We start from the raw sequence: 19,517 nt of genomic DNA on the forward strand, positions 1-19,517 counted from the left end.
CTCGCGCCCCTCGAAGGGCGCGAGCCGTTTTTTCTCCTGCATCGTCGGGCCCGATCCGGCGGCCCGAGTCCACGTCATTCGTCGTCGAAGTCGGATTCGTCGATCCAGTGCAACTGGATCGCCTCGAGGATCTTCTCGCCCGAACGCTCGGGCTCGTCGTCGAAGCCGTCGAGCTCGAGTACCCATTGGCGCAGATCGGTGAAGCGGATCGTCTTCGGATCCACATCGGGAAACTTGTCGGCGAGCGCAATCGCGATCTCGCGCGAATCAGTCCATTTCATCGTCGCACCTCCTGAACGGGTCAGTGATTCTCTTTGGCGTGATTGATCGTGTACTTGGGGATCTCGACCACCAGGTCCGATTCCTCGGTCACGATCGCCTGGCACGACAGGCGCGATTGCGGCTCCAGCCCCCAGGCGCGATCGAGCAGGTCGTCCTCGTCTTCCTCGGAGGGCGCCAGCTCGTTGAAGCCTTCGCGCACGATCACGTGGCAGGTCGTGCAGGCGCAGGATTTCTCGCAGGCATGCTCGATCTCGATGCCGTTGTCGAGCAGGTTGTCGCAGATGCTCTTGCCGGGCGTCGCGTCGATCACCGCGCCGTCCGGGCACAGTTCGACGTGGGGCAAAACTACCAGTTGGGGCATGTCGGTTCCGTGTTTCATCGATGGCGCGCCGCGCCGCTTCGCATCGCGCACGCCGGCGCGATGCCGTTGTTTCAGATCTCGTCGAGCTTGCGGCCCGCGAGCGCGCGACGGATGTTCTTGTCCATCCGCCGTGCCGCGAATTCGTCGGTGCCCTCGGCCAGCGCCTTGGTCGCCGCGTCGATCGCATCGGTGTCCTCGCCGCCCGCCAGCGCGCGCAGCTTGGTGATCAGCGCGTCGATCGCCGCGCGCTCCTCGGTGTCGAGCAGGTCCGCGTCCACCGCGAGCGCCGCCTCGGTCGCCTCGGCGATGCGTTGCGCCTCGACCTGCGCCTCGCGCAGCGCGCGCGCGCGCATGTCGATGTCGGCGGTCTTGAAGCTGTCTTCCAGCATCTTCGCGATGTCGTCGTCGGCCAGGCCGTAGGACGGCTTCACCACCACCGAGGCCTCCACGCCGGAATGCTGCTCGCGCGCGAACACCGACAGCAGGCCGTCGGCGTCGACCTGGTAGGTCACGCGGATTCGCGCCGCGCCGGCCGACATCGGCGGAATGCCACGCAGCTCGAAGCGCGCCAGCGAACGGCAATCGGCCACCAGTTCGCGTTCGCCCTGCACCACGTGGATCGCCATCGCGGTCTGGCCGTCCTTGAAGGTGGTGAATTCCTGCGCGCGTGCCACCGGGATGGTCGAGTTGCGCGGAATGATCTTCTCGACCAGGCCGCCCATGGTCTCGACGCCGAGCGACAGCGGGATCACGTCGAGCAGCAGCCAGTCGTCGCCGTTGGCGCGGTTGCCGGCCAGCAGGTCGGCCTGCACGGCCGCGCCGAGCGCGACCACCTGGTCCGGATCGAGATTGATCAGCGGCGGCTGGCCGAAGAAACGCTCGACGGCCGCGCGGATCACCGGCATGCGCGTCGCGCCGCCCACCAGCACCACGCCCTTGATCTCGGCCGGCGTGACCTGCGCGTCGCGCAGTGCCTTGCGGGTCGGCGCGAGCGTGCGCGCGACCAGCGGCTCGACCAGCCCGGCGAAGGTCTCGGCGGAAATCGTCTGGGCGATCGTCGCGCCGGTCGACAGCGTCATCTCGAAGGCCGCCTCGGGCGCGTCGCTCAGCGCTTCCTTCACGGCGCGCGAACGGTCGAGCAACGCCCGCACGTCCTCGGCCGACAGCGCGGCGCGCTCGATACCCGCCGCGGCGAGCACATGCGCGAACAGGGCGTGGTCGAAATCGTCGCCGCCGAGGGCGGAATCGCCGCCCGCCGCGAGGACCTCGAACACGCCCTTGGTCAGTTTCAGGATCGACAGGTCGAAGGTGCCGCCGCCCAGGTCGTAGACGGCATAGAGACCTTCCGCGCCGTTGTCGAGCCCGTAGGCGATCGCGGCCGCGGTCGGTTCGTTGAGCAGGCGCAGCACGTTCAGGCCGGCCAGCCGCGCCGCGTCCTTGGTGGCCTGGCGTTGCGCGTCGTCGAAATAGGCCGGCACGGTGATCACGGCGCCCACCAGGTCATCGCCGAGCGTGTCCTCGGCGCGCTGGCGCAGCGTGGCGAGAATCTCGGCCGAGACCTCGACGGGGCTCTTCACGCCGTCGATGGTGCGGATCTGCACCATGCCCGGCGCGTCGACGAAGTCGTAGGGCGCGTTGGCCGCGTGCTCGACCTCGGCCTTGCCGCGGCCCATGAAACGTTTGACCGAGACGATCGTGTTGCGCGGATCGCTGGCCGCGGCCTCCTTGGCCGCGTAACCGATGCGGCGCCCGCCCTTCTCGAGGTAGCGGACCACGGAAGGCAGCAGCGCGCGGCCTTCGTCGTCGGGCAGCACCTCGGCCACGCTGTTGCGCACCGACGCGACGAGCGAATTCGTCGTGCCGAGATCGATGCCGACTGCCAGGCGCCGCTGATGCGGCGCGGGTGCCATGCCGGGTTCGGAGATTTGCAGTAAAGCCATCGCTGTATTCGGTGAGGGGCACAGGCCCCGCTTGCTTCGCGCGCCGCGCCCGAGCGCGGCCCCGCTCGGTTAATCTTCGAGACGCTCGATCTGCGTCGTCACTTCGGCGGCCACCCGCTCGATGAACATCAATTGGCGCACGGCCTCGGCCGCGCCCTGGTTCGAGCCGCTGTCGAGCAGGGCCGCGAGCTTGTCGAGCCGCGCGCGCTTTTCCTCGCGCAATTCGCCGAGCAGCGCGTCGAGCGCATCGACATTCCTCGCGCCGGCCGCATCCTCGATCGCCTCGCGCCATTCCATCTGCTGCATCAGGAAGGCCGGCTCCATCGCCGTGTTGTTCTCGGCGCCGACCTCGACCTCGCGCAGCGACAGCAGGTAGATCGCGCGCTTCAGCGGATCGCGCAGCGTCTGGTAAGCCTCGTTGGCGCGCGTGGCCCATTGCATCGCGATGCGCTTTTGCGCGTCGCCGGCCGCCGCGAAGCGATCCGGATGCACCTCGGACTGCACCGCGCGATACGCGGCGTCGAGCGCACCGGCGTCGAGCGCGAACTGCGTCGGCAGGTGAAAGAGTTCGAAATAGCTGTCTTTCAGCGAAATCATCGCGTGATGCCCAAGGCCTGGTGGTCGATGGTGCAGGTGGAAGCGGTCCGCACAAGAAAAAGGCGGCCAATGCCGCCTGTGGCCCGCTGCGCGCGGTGCGTCCTCAGACGCGGAACGACTCGCCGCAGCCGCACTCGTCCTTGACGTTCGGGTTGTTGAACTTGAAGCCTTCGTTCAAGCCCTCGCGCGCGAAGTCGAGCTCGGTGCCGTCGATATAGGCGAGGCTCTTCGGATCGACCACCACCTTCACGCCATGGCTCTCGAACACCTGATCCTCGGTCGCCACGTCGTCGACATACTCGAGCTTATAGGCCAGGCCCGAGCAGCCGGTGGTGCGCACGCCGAGCCGCAGGCCCAGCCCCTTGCCGCGTCGCGTCAGGTACTTCTGCACGTGTTGCGCTGCTTTTTCGGTCAGTGTGATTGCCATGATGTTCCTGGTCGCCCGCGCCGCGCGCGGGCGTCGTGCCTCGATAAACCTCGCCGCTCGTCCTTCTCGCGGCGCACTGCGTTCAGGCGCGGGCGTCCATCCCGCGCCGCCGCTTACGCGGCCTGGCCGTCTTCCGCGGTCGCGTCGTGACGCTTGCGGTAATCGGCCACCGCCGCCTTGATCGCGTCTTCCGCGAGAATCGAGCAGTGGATCTTCACCGGCGGCAGCGCCAGTTCCTCGGCGATCTGCGTGTTCTTGATGGCCAGCGCCTGGTCCAGCGTCTTGCCCTTCACCCACTCGGTGACCAGCGAGCTCGAGGCGATCGCCGAGCCGCAGCCGTAGGTCTTGAACTTCGCGTCTTCGATCACGCCGTCCGAACCGACACGGATCTGCAGCTTCATCACGTCGCCGCAGGCCGGCGCGCCGACCATGCCCGTACCGACCGCGTCGTCGTCCTTCGAGAAGGAACCGACGTTGCGCGGGTTTTCGTAGTGATCCAGAACCTTGTTGCTGTAAGACATGATTCGACTCCTTGATACGTTGCGTGCGCGCGGCACTGGGCCGCGCAACCTTCGTTCAGTGTGCGGCCCACTCGATCGTCGACAGATCGATCCCGTCCTTGTGCATTTCCCAGAGCGGCGACAGGTCGCGCAGCTTGGCGATCTTGCCCTGCAACAGGTTGATCACGTAGTCGACATCGGCCTCGGTGGTGAAGCGGCCGACCGTGAAGCGGATCGAGCTATGCGCGAGTTCGTCGTTACGGCCCAGCGCGCGCAGCACGTAGGACGGTTCCAGCGAGGCCGAGGTGCAGGCCGAGCCCGACGACACGGCGACATCCTTGATCGCCATGATCAGCGACTCGCCTTCGACGAAGTTGAAGCTGATGTTCAGATTGTGCGGGACACGGTGCTCCATGTCGCCGTTCACATAGGTTTCCTCGATCTGCGACAGGCCGCGCAGCAGCTTGTCGCGCAGCGCGCGCACGCGCTCGTTCTCGACCGCCATTTCCTCGCGGGCGATGCGGAAGGCCTCGCCCATGCCGACGATCTGGTGCGTCGCCAGCGTGCCCGAGCGCACGCCGCGCTCGTGGCCGCCGCCGTGCATCTGCGCCTCGATCCGCACGCGCGGCTTGCGGCGCACGTAGAGCGCGCCGATGCCCTTCGGGCCGTAGGTCTTGTGCGCCGAGAACGACATCAGGTCGACCTTCAGCTTCGCGAGGTCGATGCCGACCTTGCCGGTGGACTGCGCGGCGTCGACGTGGAACACGATGCCCTTGGCGCGGCAGATCTCGCCGATGGTCTCGATGTCCTGGACCACGCCGATCTCGTTGTTCACGTGCATCACCGACACCAGGATCGTGTCCGGGCGCAGCGCGGCCTTGAACACCTCGAGGTCGATCAGGCCGTCGTCCTTGACGTCCAGGTAGGTCACCTCGAAGCCTTCGCGCTCGAGTTCGCGGCAGGTATCGAGCACGGCCTTGTGCTCGGTCTTCACCGTGATGATGTGCTTGCCCTTGCCCTGGTAGAAATGCGCCGCGCCCTTGATCGCGAGATTGTCCGATTCGGTCGCGCCCGAGGTCCAGATGATTTCGCGCGGATCCGCGTTCACGAGCGCCGCCACCTGCTCGCGCGCCTCTTCCACCGCCCGCTCCGCATCCCAGCCGTACGCGTGGCTGCGCGACGCCGGATTGCCGAACTGCTCGCGCAGATACGGCACCATCTTGTCGACCACGCGCGGATCGACGGGCGTCGTCGCGCTGTAGTCCATATAGATGGGCAGGTGAGGAGTATCGTTGTTCATCTGTCGCTCCGGGTATTCATTCAGTGCAGGGACAATCTGTTATGTAGGTGCGGTTTTATCGGGTACGGCAGCGTCGCGCCTCAGGAACTGGTCGCGATGTTGAAGACCGAATTCGGCCCGAGCGGCATCGCCCGCACCGGCTCGACAGGCGCGGCCGGTTCCGGCGCGCGGCGGTCGCGCAGCACGGCGGGCGCACCCTCGCGGGCACGCTGCTGATCGACGAGATCCTGGAGCGAGACCGAATCGAGGTATTCGACCATCTTCTGGTTGAGCGTCGACCAGAGCTCGTGGGTCATGCAATGTCCATCTGGCTGCTTGGTGCCTTCGCAGGTACCCTTGCCACCGCATTGCGTGGCATCGAGCGGTTCGTCGACCGCGATGATGATGTCGGCGACCGTGACGTCGGCAGCACGGCGCGCGAGGTTGTAGCCGCCCCCCGGCCCGCGGACCGATTCGACGATCTCGTGCCGGCGCAGCTTTCCGAACAACTGCTCCAGGTACGAGAGCGAGATGCGCTGGCGCTGGCTGATGCCTGCAAGCGTCACCGGCCCCTGCTCCTGGCGCAGTGCCAAGTCAATCATCGCCGTGACGGCGAAACGGCCTTTCGTGGTGAGTCTCATAGTCGTAGGGGACAGCAATCTTGACGATTTTGGTCAAGTATAAATATCTGACAGTTTTAGTCAAGTATCCCTGTCCCGGGGAGGGAGATTCAGTGAACGCTACAGAAGTGCCGCAGCGGCCTTGGGTTCAGTTGCCGAGTCGCTCGCGCAGCGTCGCGAGCAAGCCGGCACAGGCGCGCTCGCATTGATCGAGCACTTGCTCGAAGCCTTGCGCGCCGCCGAAATAAGGGTCCGCCACTTCGCGTTGACCGGCACCGGTCGCGAAGTCCATCAGCAGACGGACCTTGTGTCGATGCTCGGCCGGGCAACGGCGACGCAGCTCGGCGAGATTCGCCTCGTCCATCGCGAGCAGCAGGTCGAAACGCTCGAAGTCGCCGCTGGCGACCTGACGCGCCCGCAGCGCCGACAGATCGTAGCCACGGCCGCGCGCTGCCTGCTGGGCGCGCGCATCGGGCGCCTCGCCGACGTGCCAGTCGCCCGTTCCGGCGGAATCGATCTCGATCACATGATCGAGGCCCGCCGCGCCGACCTGCTCGCGCATCACGCCCTCCGCGGTCGGGGAGCGGCAGATGTTGCCAAGGCAGACGAAGCAGATCGAAGCGCGTTTCATCGTGCGACCAGACGGCGGCGAACGTCCGCGAAAACAGAAAGCGCGCCATTATACAGGCGCGCTTCGATACCCGTGGCCGGCCGGCGCGGCATCACAGCGCCTTGGTGGCGGCCAGCGGCGCGGCCGAAGCGGCTTCGGGCGAATCGCCGACCAGCCCGAACGACACGGTGCGCGCCAACTCCGCGGAAACCTGCCCGATCGGCTGCGGTTCGCTGGGGCGCGCGGCGTTCGACGCGTACAGGTACGCGACGGCGGCAAGCGGTACGACGATCGCGAGCGGCCAGTACATCGATATTGTCTTTCTCATGATGCGACCTCCGGTGACTGCGTGTCGAATCCATTGCTCGACACTACAGGCGCCATTCTATAGACCGCACCTATTGAGATAAACCATCAAATAGCGAACGCTCTGTTGTCGTGCGGCGAACAGTCGCCAATTTGTTCGAGCGTTCACTGTGCGGGATCAAGGCGCCGCCCCGGCTCCAGGTGACCCGCCTACATTGGCAGAAGCCATCAGCCGAGATGGGTCTTCGACGCCGCGTAGAGTTCGCGGAAGGTGCGCCCGGTCGGCGTCGGCAGGTCGCGCGTATCGGTCCAGCCGGCCGCCAGCGGCAGCTTGCGGATCCCGCCGCCCAACTTGCGTTCGCCGCCGACGCGCTCCAGGACCCGCACCATCAGCTTGGTCGCGAACCCGTACAACGCCGGTCGGCGCGCGGCGAAACCCCAGGCGGCCAGCGCCAGGCGCTCGCGCCAGGGCCGCAGCCCCCGCTCCACCTGCTTCTCGCGCAGCGTGCGCAGCAGCCCCGACAAGGGAATGCCGACCGGGCAGACGCTGTCGCATTCGCCGCACAAGGTGGCGGCCTGCGGCAGGTCGAGCGAGCGCTCTAGCCCGACGTAGCTCGGCGTGAGCACCGAGCCCATCGGCCCCGGATAGACCCAGCCATAGGCATGGCCGCCGACCTTCTGGTAGACCGGGCAATGGTTCATGCAGGCCCCGCAGCGGATGCAGCGCAGCATCTCCTGGAACTCGCCGCCGATCAGCCCGGTGCGCCCGCCGTCGACCAGCACCACGTAGTTGTGCTCGGGGCCGTCCTCCTCACCGGCAGCGCGCGGCCCCGTGAGCAGCGAGAAATAGTTCGAAGTCTTCTGGCCGGTGGCCGAGCGCGGCAGCAGCCGCATCGCGGTGGCCAGGTCCTCGAGCGTCGGCAGCACCTTCTCGATCCCGGTCACGGCCACGTGCACGCGCGGCATCACCGTGCACATGCCCTCGTTGCCCTCGTTGGTCACCAGCACCACCGATCCCGTCTCGGCCACCACGAAGTTGCCGCCCGTGAGCCCCATGTCGGCGCCGAGGAAGTGCGGCCGCAGCACCTCGCGCGCCTCGCGCGTCATGGCCGGGATCTCGGTCAGGCGCTCGCGTCCGTGGGTACGCGCGAACAGGTCGGCGATCTCGTCCTTGTCCTTGTGGACCACGGGCGCGATGATGTGGCTCGGCGCCTCGTTGTCGTTGATCTGCAGGATGTATTCGCCGAGGTCGGTCTCGATCGACTGCACGCCGATCTCGGCGAGCACGGCATTGATGCGCATCTCCTCCGAGACCATCGACTTGGTCTTGATGACCTTCCTGACCTCGTGCCGCCTGGCGATCTCGGCCACCAGCCTGGCCGCGTCGGCCATCGACTCGGCGAACAGCACCGTGGTGCCGCGCCGCGTGGCCTCGCGCTCGAAGGCCTCGAGCCAGACGTCGAGGTTCTCCAGCGCGCGGTTGCGGCGCGCCTTCAGCGCGGCGCGCGTGGCCGCGAAATCGATCTGCGTGACAGCCTCGGCGCGCGCCGAGACGAACTTGGTCGACAGCTTCTTGAGGTTCTGCTGCAGGCGCTGGTCGGCGAGCTTCTGGCCCGCGCGCGCCTTGAACTGCATCGATTGAACTTGCATGGCTGGCTGGATCGGCTGGCGGCTGGTCGGGAAACGGGGAAACGGCAGGTTCAGAGATCGCCGGCGAGGACCTGCGCGACGTGCAGCACGCGCGTGTCCTTGTCGCCGGTGCGGCGCAGGCGCCCCTCGATGTTGAGGATGCAGCCGAGATCGCCGAGCACCACGGTGCGCGTGCCGCTGGCCTGCACGTTGGCGCATTTCTCGTCGACGATCGCCGTCGAGATCGCGCCGTACTTGAGCGCGAAGGTACCGCCGAAGCCGCAGCAATGCTCGCAGTCCTTCATCTCCCGGACCTCGACGCCACGCTGCGCGAGCAAGGCCCGCGGCTGCGCCTTCACGCCGAGTTCGCGCAGGCCCGAGCAGGAATCGTGATAAGTGACAGGGCCGCTGAACTCGCCGCGCGGCAGCTCGACCTTCGCGACCTTGACGAGGAAATCGGTCAGTTCATACACGCGCTCGCGCAAGCGCCCGAAGCGCGCCATCAGTTCGGGATCGTCGCGGAACAGGTCGCCGTAATGGGCGCGGATCATGCCGCCGCAGGAGCCCGACGGCACCACAACGTAGTCGAACTGCTCGAACTCGCGCAGGGTCTTTTCCGCCAGGTCCCGCGCGAGGCGGCGCTCGCCGGAGTTGTAGGCGGGTTGCCCGCAGCAGGTCTGCGCGGGCGGCACGTCCACCTCGAAACCGGCATCGCGGATCAGTTTCAGCGCGGAAAAACCGATTTCAGGCCGCATCAGGTCGATGAGGCAGGTGACGAACAATCCGACTCGCATGGCCGCTCCTTCGAGAAAACGCCGCTCATTATCCGCGCTTTGCCGCGCAAGACCAACGCCGCGACGCCGCGATCGACGAAACGGCGCGCATCGAACCGATCCGAAGCACTCCTCGAACAGCGTTCGCTTTTTTCACATTACGAGATACAATCGGCTCCTCACCGTTTGACAGGTCAACTGATTTTTCACGATGAGCACTCCGACTCCGGACCCGAAGACGTCGATCCAGGTGATCGAACGCATGATGCGGCTGCTCGACGCGCTGGCCGACCACACCGACCCGGTCAGCCTGAAGGAGCTCGCGCAGAGCACGGAACTGCATCCGTCCACCGCGCACCGCATCCTCAACGACATGGTGACCTGTCGCCTGGTCGACCGATCCGACCCGGGCACCTACCGCCTCGGCATGCGCCTGCTCGAACTCGGCAACCTGGTGAAGGCGCGCCTGTCGGTGCGCGACGCGGCGCTAATGCCGATGCGCGAGCTGCACCGGCTGACCGGGCAGACCGTGAACCTGTCGGTGCGCCAGGGCGACGAGATCGTCTATATCGAGCGGGCCTATTCGGAGCGCTCGGGCATGCAGGTGGTGCGCGCGATCGGCGGCCGCGCGCCGCTGCACCTGACCTCGGTCGGCAAGCTGTTCCTGGCCGCCGACGAAACCACCCGCGTGCGGGCGTACGCCACGCGCACCGGCCTCGCCGGCCATACCCAAAACAGCATCACCGACCTCGGCAAGCTCGAGCGCGAGTTGTCGATCGTGCGCCAGCAGGCTTGCGCGCGCGACAACGAGGAGCTCGAACTGGGCGTGCGCTGCATCGCCGCCGGCATCTACGACGATTCGGGCAAGCTGGTGGCGGGCCTGTCGCTGTCGGCGCCGGCCGACCGGCTGCAGGATGCCTGGCTCGGCCAGATCAGCCATACCGCGCTGACCATCTCCGAGGCGCTCGGCTACCGACCGCCGAAGGAGCTCGACGGCGCGGCGCTCGCCAAGTCGATCTGACGAGCGGATCGCGGCACCATGCAAAAAGCCCCGCATTCGCGGGGCTTTTTGTTATGAAGCGCAGCCAGCCCCGATGCGGGCCGACAAGCAGCGATCAGGTACCGCCCGCGCCCGTGTTCGCCGCGGTCAGGCGCTCGCCGCCGCCGGCGTCGAGCCAGTTGCGCACGCGCGACGCATCGGCCACGCGCGAATACTTGCCGAAGGAATCGAGCAGCACCATCACGATCGGGCGGCCATGGATGGTGGTCTGCATCACCAGGCACTCGCCCGCCTCGTTGATGAAGCCGGTCTTCTGCAGGCCGATGTCCCAGGACGGATTGCGCACCAGCGCATTGGTGCTGTTGTAGACCAGCGAGCGCTTGCCGGTGAACACCGTGTAGGTGCGATCGGTCGAGAAACGACGGATCAGCGGGTACTGGTAAGCCGCGTCGATCATCTTGACCAGGTCGCGCGCGCTCGACACGTTCAGACTCGTCAGACCCGTCGAGTTCTCGAAGTGCGTGTCGGTCATGCCCAGCGATTTCGCCTTCGCGTTCATCGCCGCGATGAACGCCGGGCGCCCGCCCGGGTAGTAGCGCGACAACGCCGCCGCCGCGCGGTTCTCCGATGCCATCAGCGCGATGTGCAGCATGTCTTCCCGCGACAGGACCGACCCCACGGACAGTCGCGAGCCGGTGCCCTTCTCGTAATCGCGATCCTCGTCGGTGACGGCGATCTGCTCGTCGAGCGAGGCCTTCGAATCGAGCACGACCATCGCGGTCATCAGCTTGGAGATCGAGGCGATCGGCACCACCGCGCGCGAGTTCTTGTCGAGCAGCGGTTCCGAGTTGTTCTGGTCGACCACGTAGGCGACGCTGGAACGCAGCGCGAGCGCATCGGGCGTGTCGTGCAGGCCGAAAGCCTGGCCGACCGAAGGCTGGCGCGGCTGGAACGCCACGCGCCGCACGGCGCCGTGATGCCGGCCCGGCACGGCGGCCAGCGTCACGCGCTTGCGGCCCTTGCGCGGCGCCTCGGCGGCCACCTTGGCGGTTTTCTTTTCCGCGACGACGGCGCGCTTCTTGCCCTTCGCGCTGGCGACGGGCTTGGCGGCCTTCTTCGAGGACTGGGTGGTCTTGGCGGTCGCGGCCAGGGCATCGGCGGGCACGACGGCGGCCGACGCGACGAGCACCGACACGGCGACGGACACCGCGGTGCCGAGTGCCGCGCCGTGCATCATCTTCAACGGCGAGAATAAGGAGGCTTTCATTGGGGTCTGGACAAAGCGGCGGGAGGTTTCCGCAAGTGTAGTAAAACCTGAAAAAATAAGCAATTTTAGGCACTTACCGGTTTTCGTTAAACCGGATTGTAAGAGTGGATTACCTAGGGGCAATCACCCTCCCGTTTCCATCGAAAAATTCGATGACGCTACCTCACGGTCCGGCATCGGCCGGATAAGCGGGATAACGGCGCCGTTGCGACGAATCGCAGCGGGAAAAACCAGTGAAACGACCTGCGAAGCGGAAAAAAATGCCGGCGGCGCGACTCGCCCGAGGCAGATGAGCGTCGCGCGCGAACGGCGTTTTTCGACCGGAATGCATGACAAACGTTCCACGGTCCGATTCGGTTTACGTGATTTCACCGCGGTAAACCCGCGCAAACCTGGCGATCAAGCCCTTTCGACGTGTCCCCCATATGGTGCATATGCACAAGGCATTGATGACGCCGGTGTGACAGTCGCAGCAAGGAAACCGATTCCAGTCGGAATGATCCAAGCCATTGTTTTTCCGTAAAAATGACGTCATTGTGCATTGCACAAAAAGCGCTTGACATCCGCTTCGGACGCCCTAAAATGGGAACCGTTGTTGCGATGCACCAACGCACTGCGCCAGACATCGCATACCGTTCGTGCCTTGAAGTTGAGCCTCTCACTCACTTAACTCACACGACCGCCGTCAGACCGGCGTTCGTCAATCAGGAGCCAGACCATGTCCCTGCTGACCCCGGAGCAAATCGCCGCCGCCCAGAAAGCCCACCTCGAGAGCCTGTTCGGTCTCACCAGCAAGGCCTTCGAAAGCGTCGAGAAGCTGATCGAACTGAACGTGCAAGTCGTGAAGTCGACGCTCGCGGAAAGCCAGGAAAACGTGCAGCGCGCGCTGTCGGTGAAGGATGCGCAGGAACTGCTCGCCCTGCAGGCCAGCTTTGCCCAGCCGCTCGCCGAAAAGGCCCTCGCCTACGGCCGTCACCTGTACGACATCGCTTCGTCGACCCAGGCCGAATTCGCCAAGGTTGCCGAATCGCAATATGAAGAGCAGAACCGCAAGGTCCAGGCGCTCGTCGACAACGTCGCGAAGAACGCCCCGGCCGGTTCGGAAACGGCTGTCGCCGCGCTGAAGTCGGCCATCAACGCCGCCAACACGACCTACGAAACGGTCCAGAAGGCCACCAAGCAGGCCGTCGAGATCGCCGAGTCGAACTTCAACGCCGCCGCTGCCGTGGCCACCAAGGCTGCCAGCGCCGCCGCATCGCGTCGCGCGAACACCGCCAAGCCGGCCTGAGGCATCACCAGGCCCGACGGCAGCCGCCAGGGCTGCCGTCACGAAAAAAGCCGCGCATTGCGCGGCTTTTTCCATTCTGCGCCAGCGCTTCCCGCCCCCTCGCACGACACACCTCCCCTCGACACCAACGAAAACGGCCCCGCCCGGACAAGCCGGAACGGGGCCGCAAGCCATGCGTGCGACCGGCGCCGACAGGCACCGGCCAAGGCACGACCTCTTACTTCTTCTTGCGCACCGGGGGCAGATCGGTACAGACGCCTTCGTACAGTTCGGCGGCCATCCCGATCGACTCGCCGAGCGTCGGGTGCGGGTGGATCGTCTTGCCGATGTCCTCGGCGTCCGCGCCCATCTCGACGGCCAGGCAGACCTCGCTGATCAGGTCGCCCGCATTCAGGCCGACGATGCCGCCGCCGATCACGCGATGGGTTTCCTCGTCGAAGATCAGCTTGGTGAAGCCCTCGTCGCGACCGTTCGCGATCGCGCGGCCCGATGCCACCCAGGGGAACACGGCCTTGCCGTACTTGATCCCCTCGGCCTTGCACTGGTCCTCGGTCTTGCCGGCCCAGGCCACTTCCGGATCGGTATAGGCCACCGACGGGATCTGCAGCGCGTCGAAGTAGGCCTTCTCGCCATGTGCCGCCTCGGCCGCGACATGGCCTTCATGCACGGCCTTATGCGCGAGCATCGGCTGGCCGACGATATCGCCGATCGCGAAGATGTGCGGCACGTTGGTGCGCATCTGCTTGTCGACCTCGATGAAGCCGCGATCGGTGACCGCCACGCCCGCCTTGTCGGCGCCGATCTTCTTGCCGTTCGGGCTGCGGCCCACCGCCACCAGCACCAGGTCGTAGCGCTGCGCGTCCGCCGGGGCCTTCTCGCCCTCGAACTTCACGTAGATGCCGTCTTCCTTTGCCTCGGCACCCACCGTCTTGGTCTTGAGCATCACATTGCCGAAACGCTTGGCGTTGTGCTTTTCCCAGACCTTAACCAGATCGCGGTCCGCGCCCATCATCAGGCCGTCCATCATCTCGACCACGTCGATCTCGGCGCCCAGCGACGAGTAGACGGTCGCCATTTCCAGGCCGATGATGCCGCCGCCGATCACCAGCATGCGCTTGGGCAACTGGCGCAGCTCCAGCGCGCCGGTCGAGTCGATCACGCGCGGATCGTCCGGCATGAAGGGCAGCTTCACGGCCTGCGAGCCGGCCGCGATGATGGCCTGCTTGAACTTGACGACCTTCTTGCCGCCCTCGACCTGCACTTCCAGGTGATTCGGATCGACGAAGCTGCCGACCCCGGTCACCACCTCGACCTTGCGCGCCTTGGCCATGCCGGCCAGGCCGGTGGTCAGCTGCTTGACCACGCCCGACTTGAAGTCGCGCAGCTTGTCGAGGTCGATCTCGGGCTTGCCGAAGGAGATGCCGTGATGCGCGAGCGCGGCCGCCTCGTCGAGCACCAGCGCGGTATGCAGCAGCGCCTTCGACGGGATGCAGCCGACGTTCAGGCACACGCCGCCGAGCACCGAATAACGCTCGACCAGCACCGTCTTCATGCCGAGGTCGGCGGCGCGGAACGCGGCCGAATAGCCGCCGGGGCCCGAGCCGAGCACCAGCATGTCGCATTCGATATCGGCGCTGCCCGAATAGCTGCCGGCCTGCGGCGCGGCAGCCGGCGCGGCCTTCTCGGCCGGCTTTTCGGCCGCTTTCCCGGCAGGCTTGGCAGCCGGCGCTTCCGGCGCCTTTTCCGCCGGCTTCGCGGCGTCCGCGCTGCCTTCCAGCACCACGATCAGCGTGCCTTCCGACACGTTGTCGCCCACCTTGACCTTCACTTCCTTGACCACGCCGGCTTCCGAGCTCGGCACGTCCATGGTGGCCTTGTCCGACTCGAGCGTGACGAGCGACTGCTCCTTCTCGACCGTGTCGCCCGCCTTCACCAGCACCTCGATGACGGGAATTTCCTTGAAATCGCCGATATCCGGCACTTTGACTTCGATGAGACTCATGAACTGTCCCCTACTTGTTTGGGCTACCTACCGCCGATCGAACCACGCATCCGCGAACACGCGCGCGATGCCGCCGGCAAGGCGGACGTCACGCGTGCCGTGCCGGCCGCGCGGCGCGCCGGGCGCGCCACATCGAACCGGCACCGGGATGCCATCAGGCATCAGAGAATCACGCGGCGGAAGTCGCCGAGGATCTGCGCGAGATACGCATTGAAGCGCGCGGCCGCCGCGCCGTCGATCACGCGATGGTCGTACGACAGCGACATCGGCAGGGTCAGGCGCGGCACGAACTGCTTGCCGTCCCACACCGGCTTCATCGCGCCGCGCGACAGACCCAGGATCGCGACTTCCGGGGCGTTGACGATCGGCGTGAAATGCGTGCCGCCGATGCCGCCCAGCGAGGAGATCGAGAAGCAGCCGCCCTGCATCTGGTCGGGCTTGAGCTTGCCGTCGCGCGCCGCCTTCGACAGGTCCGCCATTTCCTTGGCGATGTCGGCCAGGCCCTTCTTGTCCGCATCGCGGATCACCGGCACGACCAGTCCGTTCGGCGTGTCGGCGGCGAAACCGATGTGGTAGTACTGCTTGAGGATCAGGTTGTCGCCGTCCAGGCTCGCGTTGAAGTTCGGGAACTTCTTGAGCGCCGCGACCACGGCCTTGATCACGAAGGCCAGCATCGTGAACTTGATGCCCGACTTCTCGTTTTCCTTGTTGAGCTGGACGCGCAGCGCCTCGAGCTCGGTGATGTCGGCCTCGTCGTTGTTCGTGACGTGCGGGATCATCACCCAGTTGCGATGCAGGTTCGCGCCCGAGATCTTCTTGATGCGCGACAGCGGCTGGGCTTCGATCGGACCGAACTTGGCGAAGTCGATCTTCGGCCACGGCAGCAGGTTCAGCTCGCCGCCGCCGGCCGCGGCCGGTGCAGCCGCGGCAGCCGGTGCCGCGCGCTGGCCCGACATCACGCCCTTCACGAAGGCGGTGATGTCGTCCTTGGTGATACGGCCCTTCGGGCCGCTGCCCGTCACGCCGCCGACGTCCACGCCGAGTTCGCGCGCGAACTTGCGCACCGACGGCGAGGCGTGGCTGGCACGGCCACCCGCTGCGGGCGCCGGTGCCGGCGCGGCAGCCTGCGCAGCCGGTGCCGGCTTCGCTTCGGCCTGGGCCGGCGCTTCCGCCTTGGGCGCTTCCGCCTTGGCTGCCTCGGCCTTCGGCGCGGCCGCGGCCGCGGCCGGCGCAGCGCCTTCGCCGCTTTCCAGCAGCACGATCAGCGTGCCTTCCGAGACGTTGTCGCCGATCTTGACCTTGATTTCCTTGACCACACCGGCGGCCGGGCTCGGCACGTCCATGGTGGCCTTGTCCGATTCCAGCGTGACCAGCGACTGTTCCTTCTCGACCTTGTCGCCGACCTTCACGCCGATCTCGATGACCGGGATGTCCGTGAAGTCGCCGATGTCCGGCACCTTCACCTCGACCGTGCCGCCAGCGGCAGCCGGCGCAGCGGCGGGAGCCGCGGCCGGTGCTTCGGCCTTCGGCGCCTCGTCTGCCTTCGGGGCTGCGGCCTTGGCCTCGCCCGCGCCACCCTCGAGGATCACGATCAGCGTGCCTTCCGACACGTTGTCGCCCACCTTGACCTTCACTTCCTTGACCACGCCGGCTTCCGAGCTCGGCACGTCCATGGTGGCCTTGTCCGATTCCAGCGTGACGAGCGACTGCTCCTTCTCCACCGTATCGCCCGCCTTCACCAGCACCTCGATGACGGGAATTTCCTTGAAATCGCCGATATCCGGCACTTTCACTTCGATCACTTGACTCATCTGTATCTGTCTCCTGGGTCGCGCGCGCCGTCACCGGCGTGCGCGGCATGACATGGCACGTTTGCGTTAAACCGTCATCGGATTGGGCTTGGACGGATCGAGGTCGTACTTCTTGATCGCCTCGGCCACGACCTTGCGGTCGATCGTGCCTTCGTCGGCCAGCGCGTTCAGCGCGGCGACGGTCACCCAGTAGCGGTCCACCTCGAAGAAGTGGCGCAGCGCCTTGCGGGTGTCCGAACGGCCGTAGCCGTCGGTACCGAGCACCACGAAGCGGCGGTCGATCTGGCCGCGGATCTGGTCGACCAGCGCGCGCACGTAGTCGGTCGATGCGATCACCGGGCCTTGCGTGTCCTTCAGCAGCTTCTGGACATGCGACAGGCGACGCTCCTCGGTCGGGTTCAGCAGGTTCCAGCGCTCGACGTCATGGCCTTCGCGGGCCAGTTCGGTGAAGCTCGGCACGCTCCAGAGGTCGGCGGCGACGCCCCAGTCGTTCTTCAGCAGGTCGGCGGCGGCGATCACTTCGTTGAAGATCGTGCCCGCGCCCAGCAGTTGCACGCGCGGCGCCTTCTGGTCGGCCTCGGCCTTCCTGAACGCGTACATGCCCTTGATGATGTCGGCCGCCACGTGCTCGCCCTGCGGGATCGCCGGGTGCTCGTAGTTCTCGTTCATCACCGTGATGTAGTAGTACACGTCTTCCTGGTCGGCCACCATGCGCTGCAGGCCGTTCTGGATGATCACCGCGAGTTCGTAGCCGAAGGTCGGGTCATAGCTGACGCAGTTCGGCACCGAGGCCGCCCACAGCAGCGAGTGGCCGTCCTCGTGCTGCAGGCCTTCGCCGTTCAGCGTGGTCCGGCCGGCGGTGCCGCCCAGCAGGAAGCCGCGCGAACGCATGTCGCCGGCGGCCCAGGCCAGGTCGCCGATACGCTGGAAGCCGAACATCGAGTAGAAGATGTAGAACGGCACCATGATCTCGTTGTGCGTCGAATACGACGTCGCCGCCGCGATCCAGTCGCACATGCCGCCCGCTTCGTTGATGCCTTCCTGCAGGATCTGGCCGGTTTCCGATTCCTTGTAGAACATCAGCTGGTCGGAATCTTCCGGCACGTACTTCTGGCCCTGCTGGTTCCAGATGCCGATCTGGCGGAACAGGCCTTCCATGCCGAAGGTACGCGACTCGTCCGGGACGATCGGCACCACGCGCTTGCCCAGCGCCTTGTCCTTGAGCAGGATGTTCAGGATCCGCACGAAGGACATGGTGGTCGAGATCTCGCGGCCTTCGCCGGTGCCCTTGAGCAGCGGCTCGAACACCTCGAGCGCCGGCACCGGCAGCGATTCCGCCTTCTGGCGGCGCTGCGGCAGGTAGCCGCCGAGCGCCTGGCGGTGCTGGCGCATGTACTCGAGTTCCTTCGAGCCTTCCTCGAACTTCAGGTAGGGCACGTCGCCGATCACGTCGTCCGAGATCGGCAGGCGGAACTGGTCGCGGAAGCGCTTCAGTTGCTCGACCGGCAGCTTCTTCTGCTGGTGCGTGATGTTCATGGCCTGGCCGGCCTCGCCCATGCCGTAGCCCTTGATGGTCTTGGCCAGGATCACGGTCGGCGAGCCCTTCGAGTTGCTCGCCTCGTGGAACGCCGCGTAGATCTTGTGCGGATCGTGGCCGCCGCGGTTCAGGTTCCAGATGTCGTCATCGGACCAGTCGGCGACCAGCGCCTTCAGCTCCGGCGTGTTGAAGAAGTGCTCGCGAACATAGGCGCCCGATTCCGACTTGTAGGTCTGGTACTCGCCGTCGACCACGTCCATCATGCGGCGCATCAGGGCACCGCTCTTGTCGCGCGCGAACAGCGCATCCCAGCGGCTGCCCCAGATCACCTTGATGACGTTCCAGCCGGCGCCGCGGAATTCCGATTCCAGTTCCTGGATGATCTTGCCGTTGCCGCGCACCGGGCCGTCCAGGCGCTGCAGGTTGCAGTTGATCACGAACACCAGGTTGTCCAGCCGCTCGCGGCTGGCCATGCCGATCGCGCCGAGCGATTCCGGCTCGTCGGTCTCGCCGTCGCCGAGGAAGGCCCAGACCTTGCGGCCCTGGGTCTTGGCGATGCCGCGCGCTTCCATGTACTTCATGAAGCGGGCCTGGTAGATCGCCATGATCGGGCCGAGGCCCATCGAGACGGTCGGGAACTGCCAGAAGTCCGGCATCAGCCACGGATGCGGGTACGAGGAGATGCCGTTGCCGCCCACTTCCTGGCGGAAGTTGTCGAGCTGGTCTTCCGTCAGGCGGCCCAGCAGGAAGGCGCGCGAGTAGACGCCCGGCGAGGAATGGCCCTGCACGAACACCAGGTCGCCGCCGTGCTCGGCGGACGGCGCGTGCCAGAAGTGGTTGTAACCGACGTCATACAGGGTCGCGGCCGAGGCGAACGAGGCGATATGGCCGCCCACGTTGGTGTCCTTGCCGGCACGCAGCACCATCGCCAGCGCGTTCCAGCGCGTGTACGAACGGATACGGTGCTCGAGATCCTGGTCGCCCGGGTTCTTGGCCTGCTGGTCGAGCGGGATGGTGTTGATGTAGGGGGTGTTCGCGGAGAACGGCAGATGTTCGCCGTTCATGCGGGCGAACTCGATCTGCTTCTCGATGAGGTAGTGCGCGCGGCCAGGACCGACGGACGAGATCACGCCGTTCAGGGCTTCGAGCCATTCGACGGTTTCCTGGGCATCTTCGTCGTGCTCGGCGGCCACATACTTCATCACTTCGTTCGGTACAGCGGACATACTCGTCTCCTGGGTCCTGAGTGTGAGGATCGCGCTGCGTGCAGACGACGTGATTCCGGCCG

19 protein-coding genes are annotated in these 19,517 nt (G+C 66.2%); 2 read left to right on the forward strand and 17 right to left on the reverse strand.

Annotation, left to right across the window (positions count from 1 at the left end; all coding sequences use genetic code 11):
- Positions 1-74 precede the first annotated feature (74 nt).
- From iscX to BM43_RS18100, 12 genes are all read right to left on the reverse strand, one after another.
- Positions 75-281 (reverse strand): Fe-S cluster assembly protein IscX, encoded by a 207-nt coding sequence (gene iscX / locus BM43_RS18045; protein WP_013698730.1) that lies wholly within the window; start codon positions 279-281, stop codon positions 75-77.
- 20 nt (positions 282-301) lie between these two features.
- The gene (fdx, locus tag BM43_RS18050; protein WP_013698731.1) at positions 302-643 is read right to left on the reverse strand and encodes an ISC system 2Fe-2S type ferredoxin; all 342 of its coding nucleotides are present in this window, start codon (positions 641-643) and stop codon (positions 302-304) included.
- Between the two features lie 71 nt (positions 644-714).
- Entirely contained in the window at positions 715-2,583 is a 1,869-nt protein-coding gene (hscA, locus tag BM43_RS18055) for a Fe-S protein assembly chaperone HscA (RefSeq protein WP_036050024.1), read from the reverse strand.
- 69 nt (positions 2,584-2,652) lie between these two features.
- Positions 2,653-3,180, reverse strand: a complete 528-nt coding sequence (gene hscB, locus BM43_RS18060; RefSeq protein ID WP_025099868.1) for a Fe-S protein assembly co-chaperone HscB — start codon at positions 3,178-3,180, stop codon at positions 2,653-2,655.
- Between the two features lie 103 nt (positions 3,181-3,283).
- Positions 3,284-3,607 carry an iron-sulfur cluster assembly protein IscA gene (iscA, locus tag BM43_RS18065; protein WP_013698734.1) on the reverse strand — a complete coding sequence of 108 codons (324 nt, stop codon included), beginning with the start codon at positions 3,605-3,607 and terminating at the stop codon, positions 3,284-3,286.
- Between the two features lie 113 nt (positions 3,608-3,720).
- Positions 3,721-4,128, reverse strand: coding sequence for a Fe-S cluster assembly scaffold IscU (gene iscU, locus BM43_RS18070; protein WP_013698735.1), 408 nt, complete (start codon positions 4,126-4,128; stop codon positions 3,721-3,723).
- 55 nt (positions 4,129-4,183) lie between these two features.
- Positions 4,184-5,407 (reverse strand): IscS subfamily cysteine desulfurase, encoded by a 1,224-nt coding sequence (locus BM43_RS18075; protein WP_042286405.1) that lies wholly within the window; start codon positions 5,405-5,407, stop codon positions 4,184-4,186.
- Between the two features lie 80 nt (positions 5,408-5,487).
- Positions 5,488-6,027, reverse strand: a complete 540-nt coding sequence (iscR, locus tag BM43_RS18080) for a Fe-S cluster assembly transcriptional regulator IscR (RefSeq protein WP_025099865.1) — start codon at positions 6,025-6,027, stop codon at positions 5,488-5,490.
- 127 nt (positions 6,028-6,154) lie between these two features.
- Positions 6,155-6,637, reverse strand: a complete 483-nt coding sequence (locus BM43_RS18085; RefSeq protein WP_036050021.1) for a low molecular weight protein-tyrosine-phosphatase — start codon at positions 6,635-6,637, stop codon at positions 6,155-6,157.
- A 91-nt stretch (positions 6,638-6,728) separates the two neighbouring features.
- Positions 6,729-6,944, reverse strand: a complete 216-nt coding sequence (locus BM43_RS18090; RefSeq protein WP_013698739.1) for a hypothetical protein — start codon at positions 6,942-6,944, stop codon at positions 6,729-6,731.
- A 206-nt stretch (positions 6,945-7,150) separates the two neighbouring features.
- Positions 7,151-8,572, reverse strand: a complete 1,422-nt coding sequence (locus BM43_RS18095; RefSeq protein ID WP_036050020.1) for a lactate utilization protein B — start codon at positions 8,570-8,572, stop codon at positions 7,151-7,153.
- 50 nt (positions 8,573-8,622) lie between these two features.
- The gene (locus BM43_RS18100; RefSeq protein WP_036050019.1) at positions 8,623-9,345 is read right to left on the reverse strand and encodes a (Fe-S)-binding protein; all 723 of its coding nucleotides are present in this window, start codon (positions 9,343-9,345) and stop codon (positions 8,623-8,625) included.
- A gap of 190 nt (positions 9,346-9,535) precedes the next feature.
- Between BM43_RS18100 and BM43_RS18105 the strand changes: the two genes are divergently transcribed.
- Positions 9,536-10,345: an IclR family transcriptional regulator gene (locus tag BM43_RS18105; RefSeq protein ID WP_013698742.1), complete on the forward strand. Its 810-nt coding sequence runs from the start codon at positions 9,536-9,538 to the stop codon at positions 10,343-10,345.
- A gap of 94 nt (positions 10,346-10,439) precedes the next feature.
- Here BM43_RS18105 and pbpG read toward each other — a convergent pair whose 3' ends face one another.
- Together pbpG and BM43_RS40580 are read right to left on the reverse strand one after the other, a co-directional pair.
- The gene (gene pbpG / locus BM43_RS18110) at positions 10,440-11,591 is read right to left on the reverse strand and encodes a D-alanyl-D-alanine endopeptidase (RefSeq protein WP_036050017.1); all 1,152 of its coding nucleotides are present in this window, start codon (positions 11,589-11,591) and stop codon (positions 10,440-10,442) included.
- A 123-nt stretch (positions 11,592-11,714) separates the two neighbouring features.
- Positions 11,715-11,936, reverse strand: coding sequence for a hypothetical protein (locus BM43_RS40580; RefSeq protein WP_144417679.1), 222 nt, complete (start codon positions 11,934-11,936; stop codon positions 11,715-11,717).
- A gap of 373 nt (positions 11,937-12,309) precedes the next feature.
- Between BM43_RS40580 and BM43_RS18115 the strand changes: the two genes are divergently transcribed.
- Positions 12,310-12,879 carry a phasin family protein gene (locus tag BM43_RS18115; protein ID WP_025099860.1) on the forward strand — a complete coding sequence of 190 codons (570 nt, stop codon included), beginning with the start codon at positions 12,310-12,312 and terminating at the stop codon, positions 12,877-12,879.
- A 217-nt stretch (positions 12,880-13,096) separates the two neighbouring features.
- Here the strand turns inward: BM43_RS18115 and lpdA are convergent, their stop codons facing one another.
- From lpdA to aceE, 3 genes are all read right to left on the reverse strand, one after another.
- Positions 13,097-14,881 carry a dihydrolipoyl dehydrogenase gene (gene lpdA / locus BM43_RS18120; RefSeq protein WP_036050015.1) on the reverse strand — a complete coding sequence of 595 codons (1,785 nt, stop codon included), beginning with the start codon at positions 14,879-14,881 and terminating at the stop codon, positions 13,097-13,099.
- Positions 14,882-15,042: 161 nt separating this feature from the next.
- The gene (gene aceF, locus BM43_RS18125) at positions 15,043-16,692 is read right to left on the reverse strand and encodes a dihydrolipoyllysine-residue acetyltransferase (RefSeq protein ID WP_036050013.1); all 1,650 of its coding nucleotides are present in this window, start codon (positions 16,690-16,692) and stop codon (positions 15,043-15,045) included.
- Between the two features lie 66 nt (positions 16,693-16,758).
- On the reverse strand, positions 16,759-19,455 hold the full coding sequence (gene aceE, locus BM43_RS18130; RefSeq protein WP_013698747.1) for a pyruvate dehydrogenase (acetyl-transferring), homodimeric type: 2,697 nt from the start codon (positions 19,453-19,455) through the stop codon (positions 16,759-16,761).
- Between the last annotated feature and the right edge of the window lie 62 nt (positions 19,456-19,517).

Origin of the sequence: Burkholderia gladioli, from assembly GCF_000959725.1 — a bacterium.
Lineage (GTDB): Bacteria > Pseudomonadota > Gammaproteobacteria > Burkholderiales > Burkholderiaceae > Burkholderia > Burkholderia gladioli.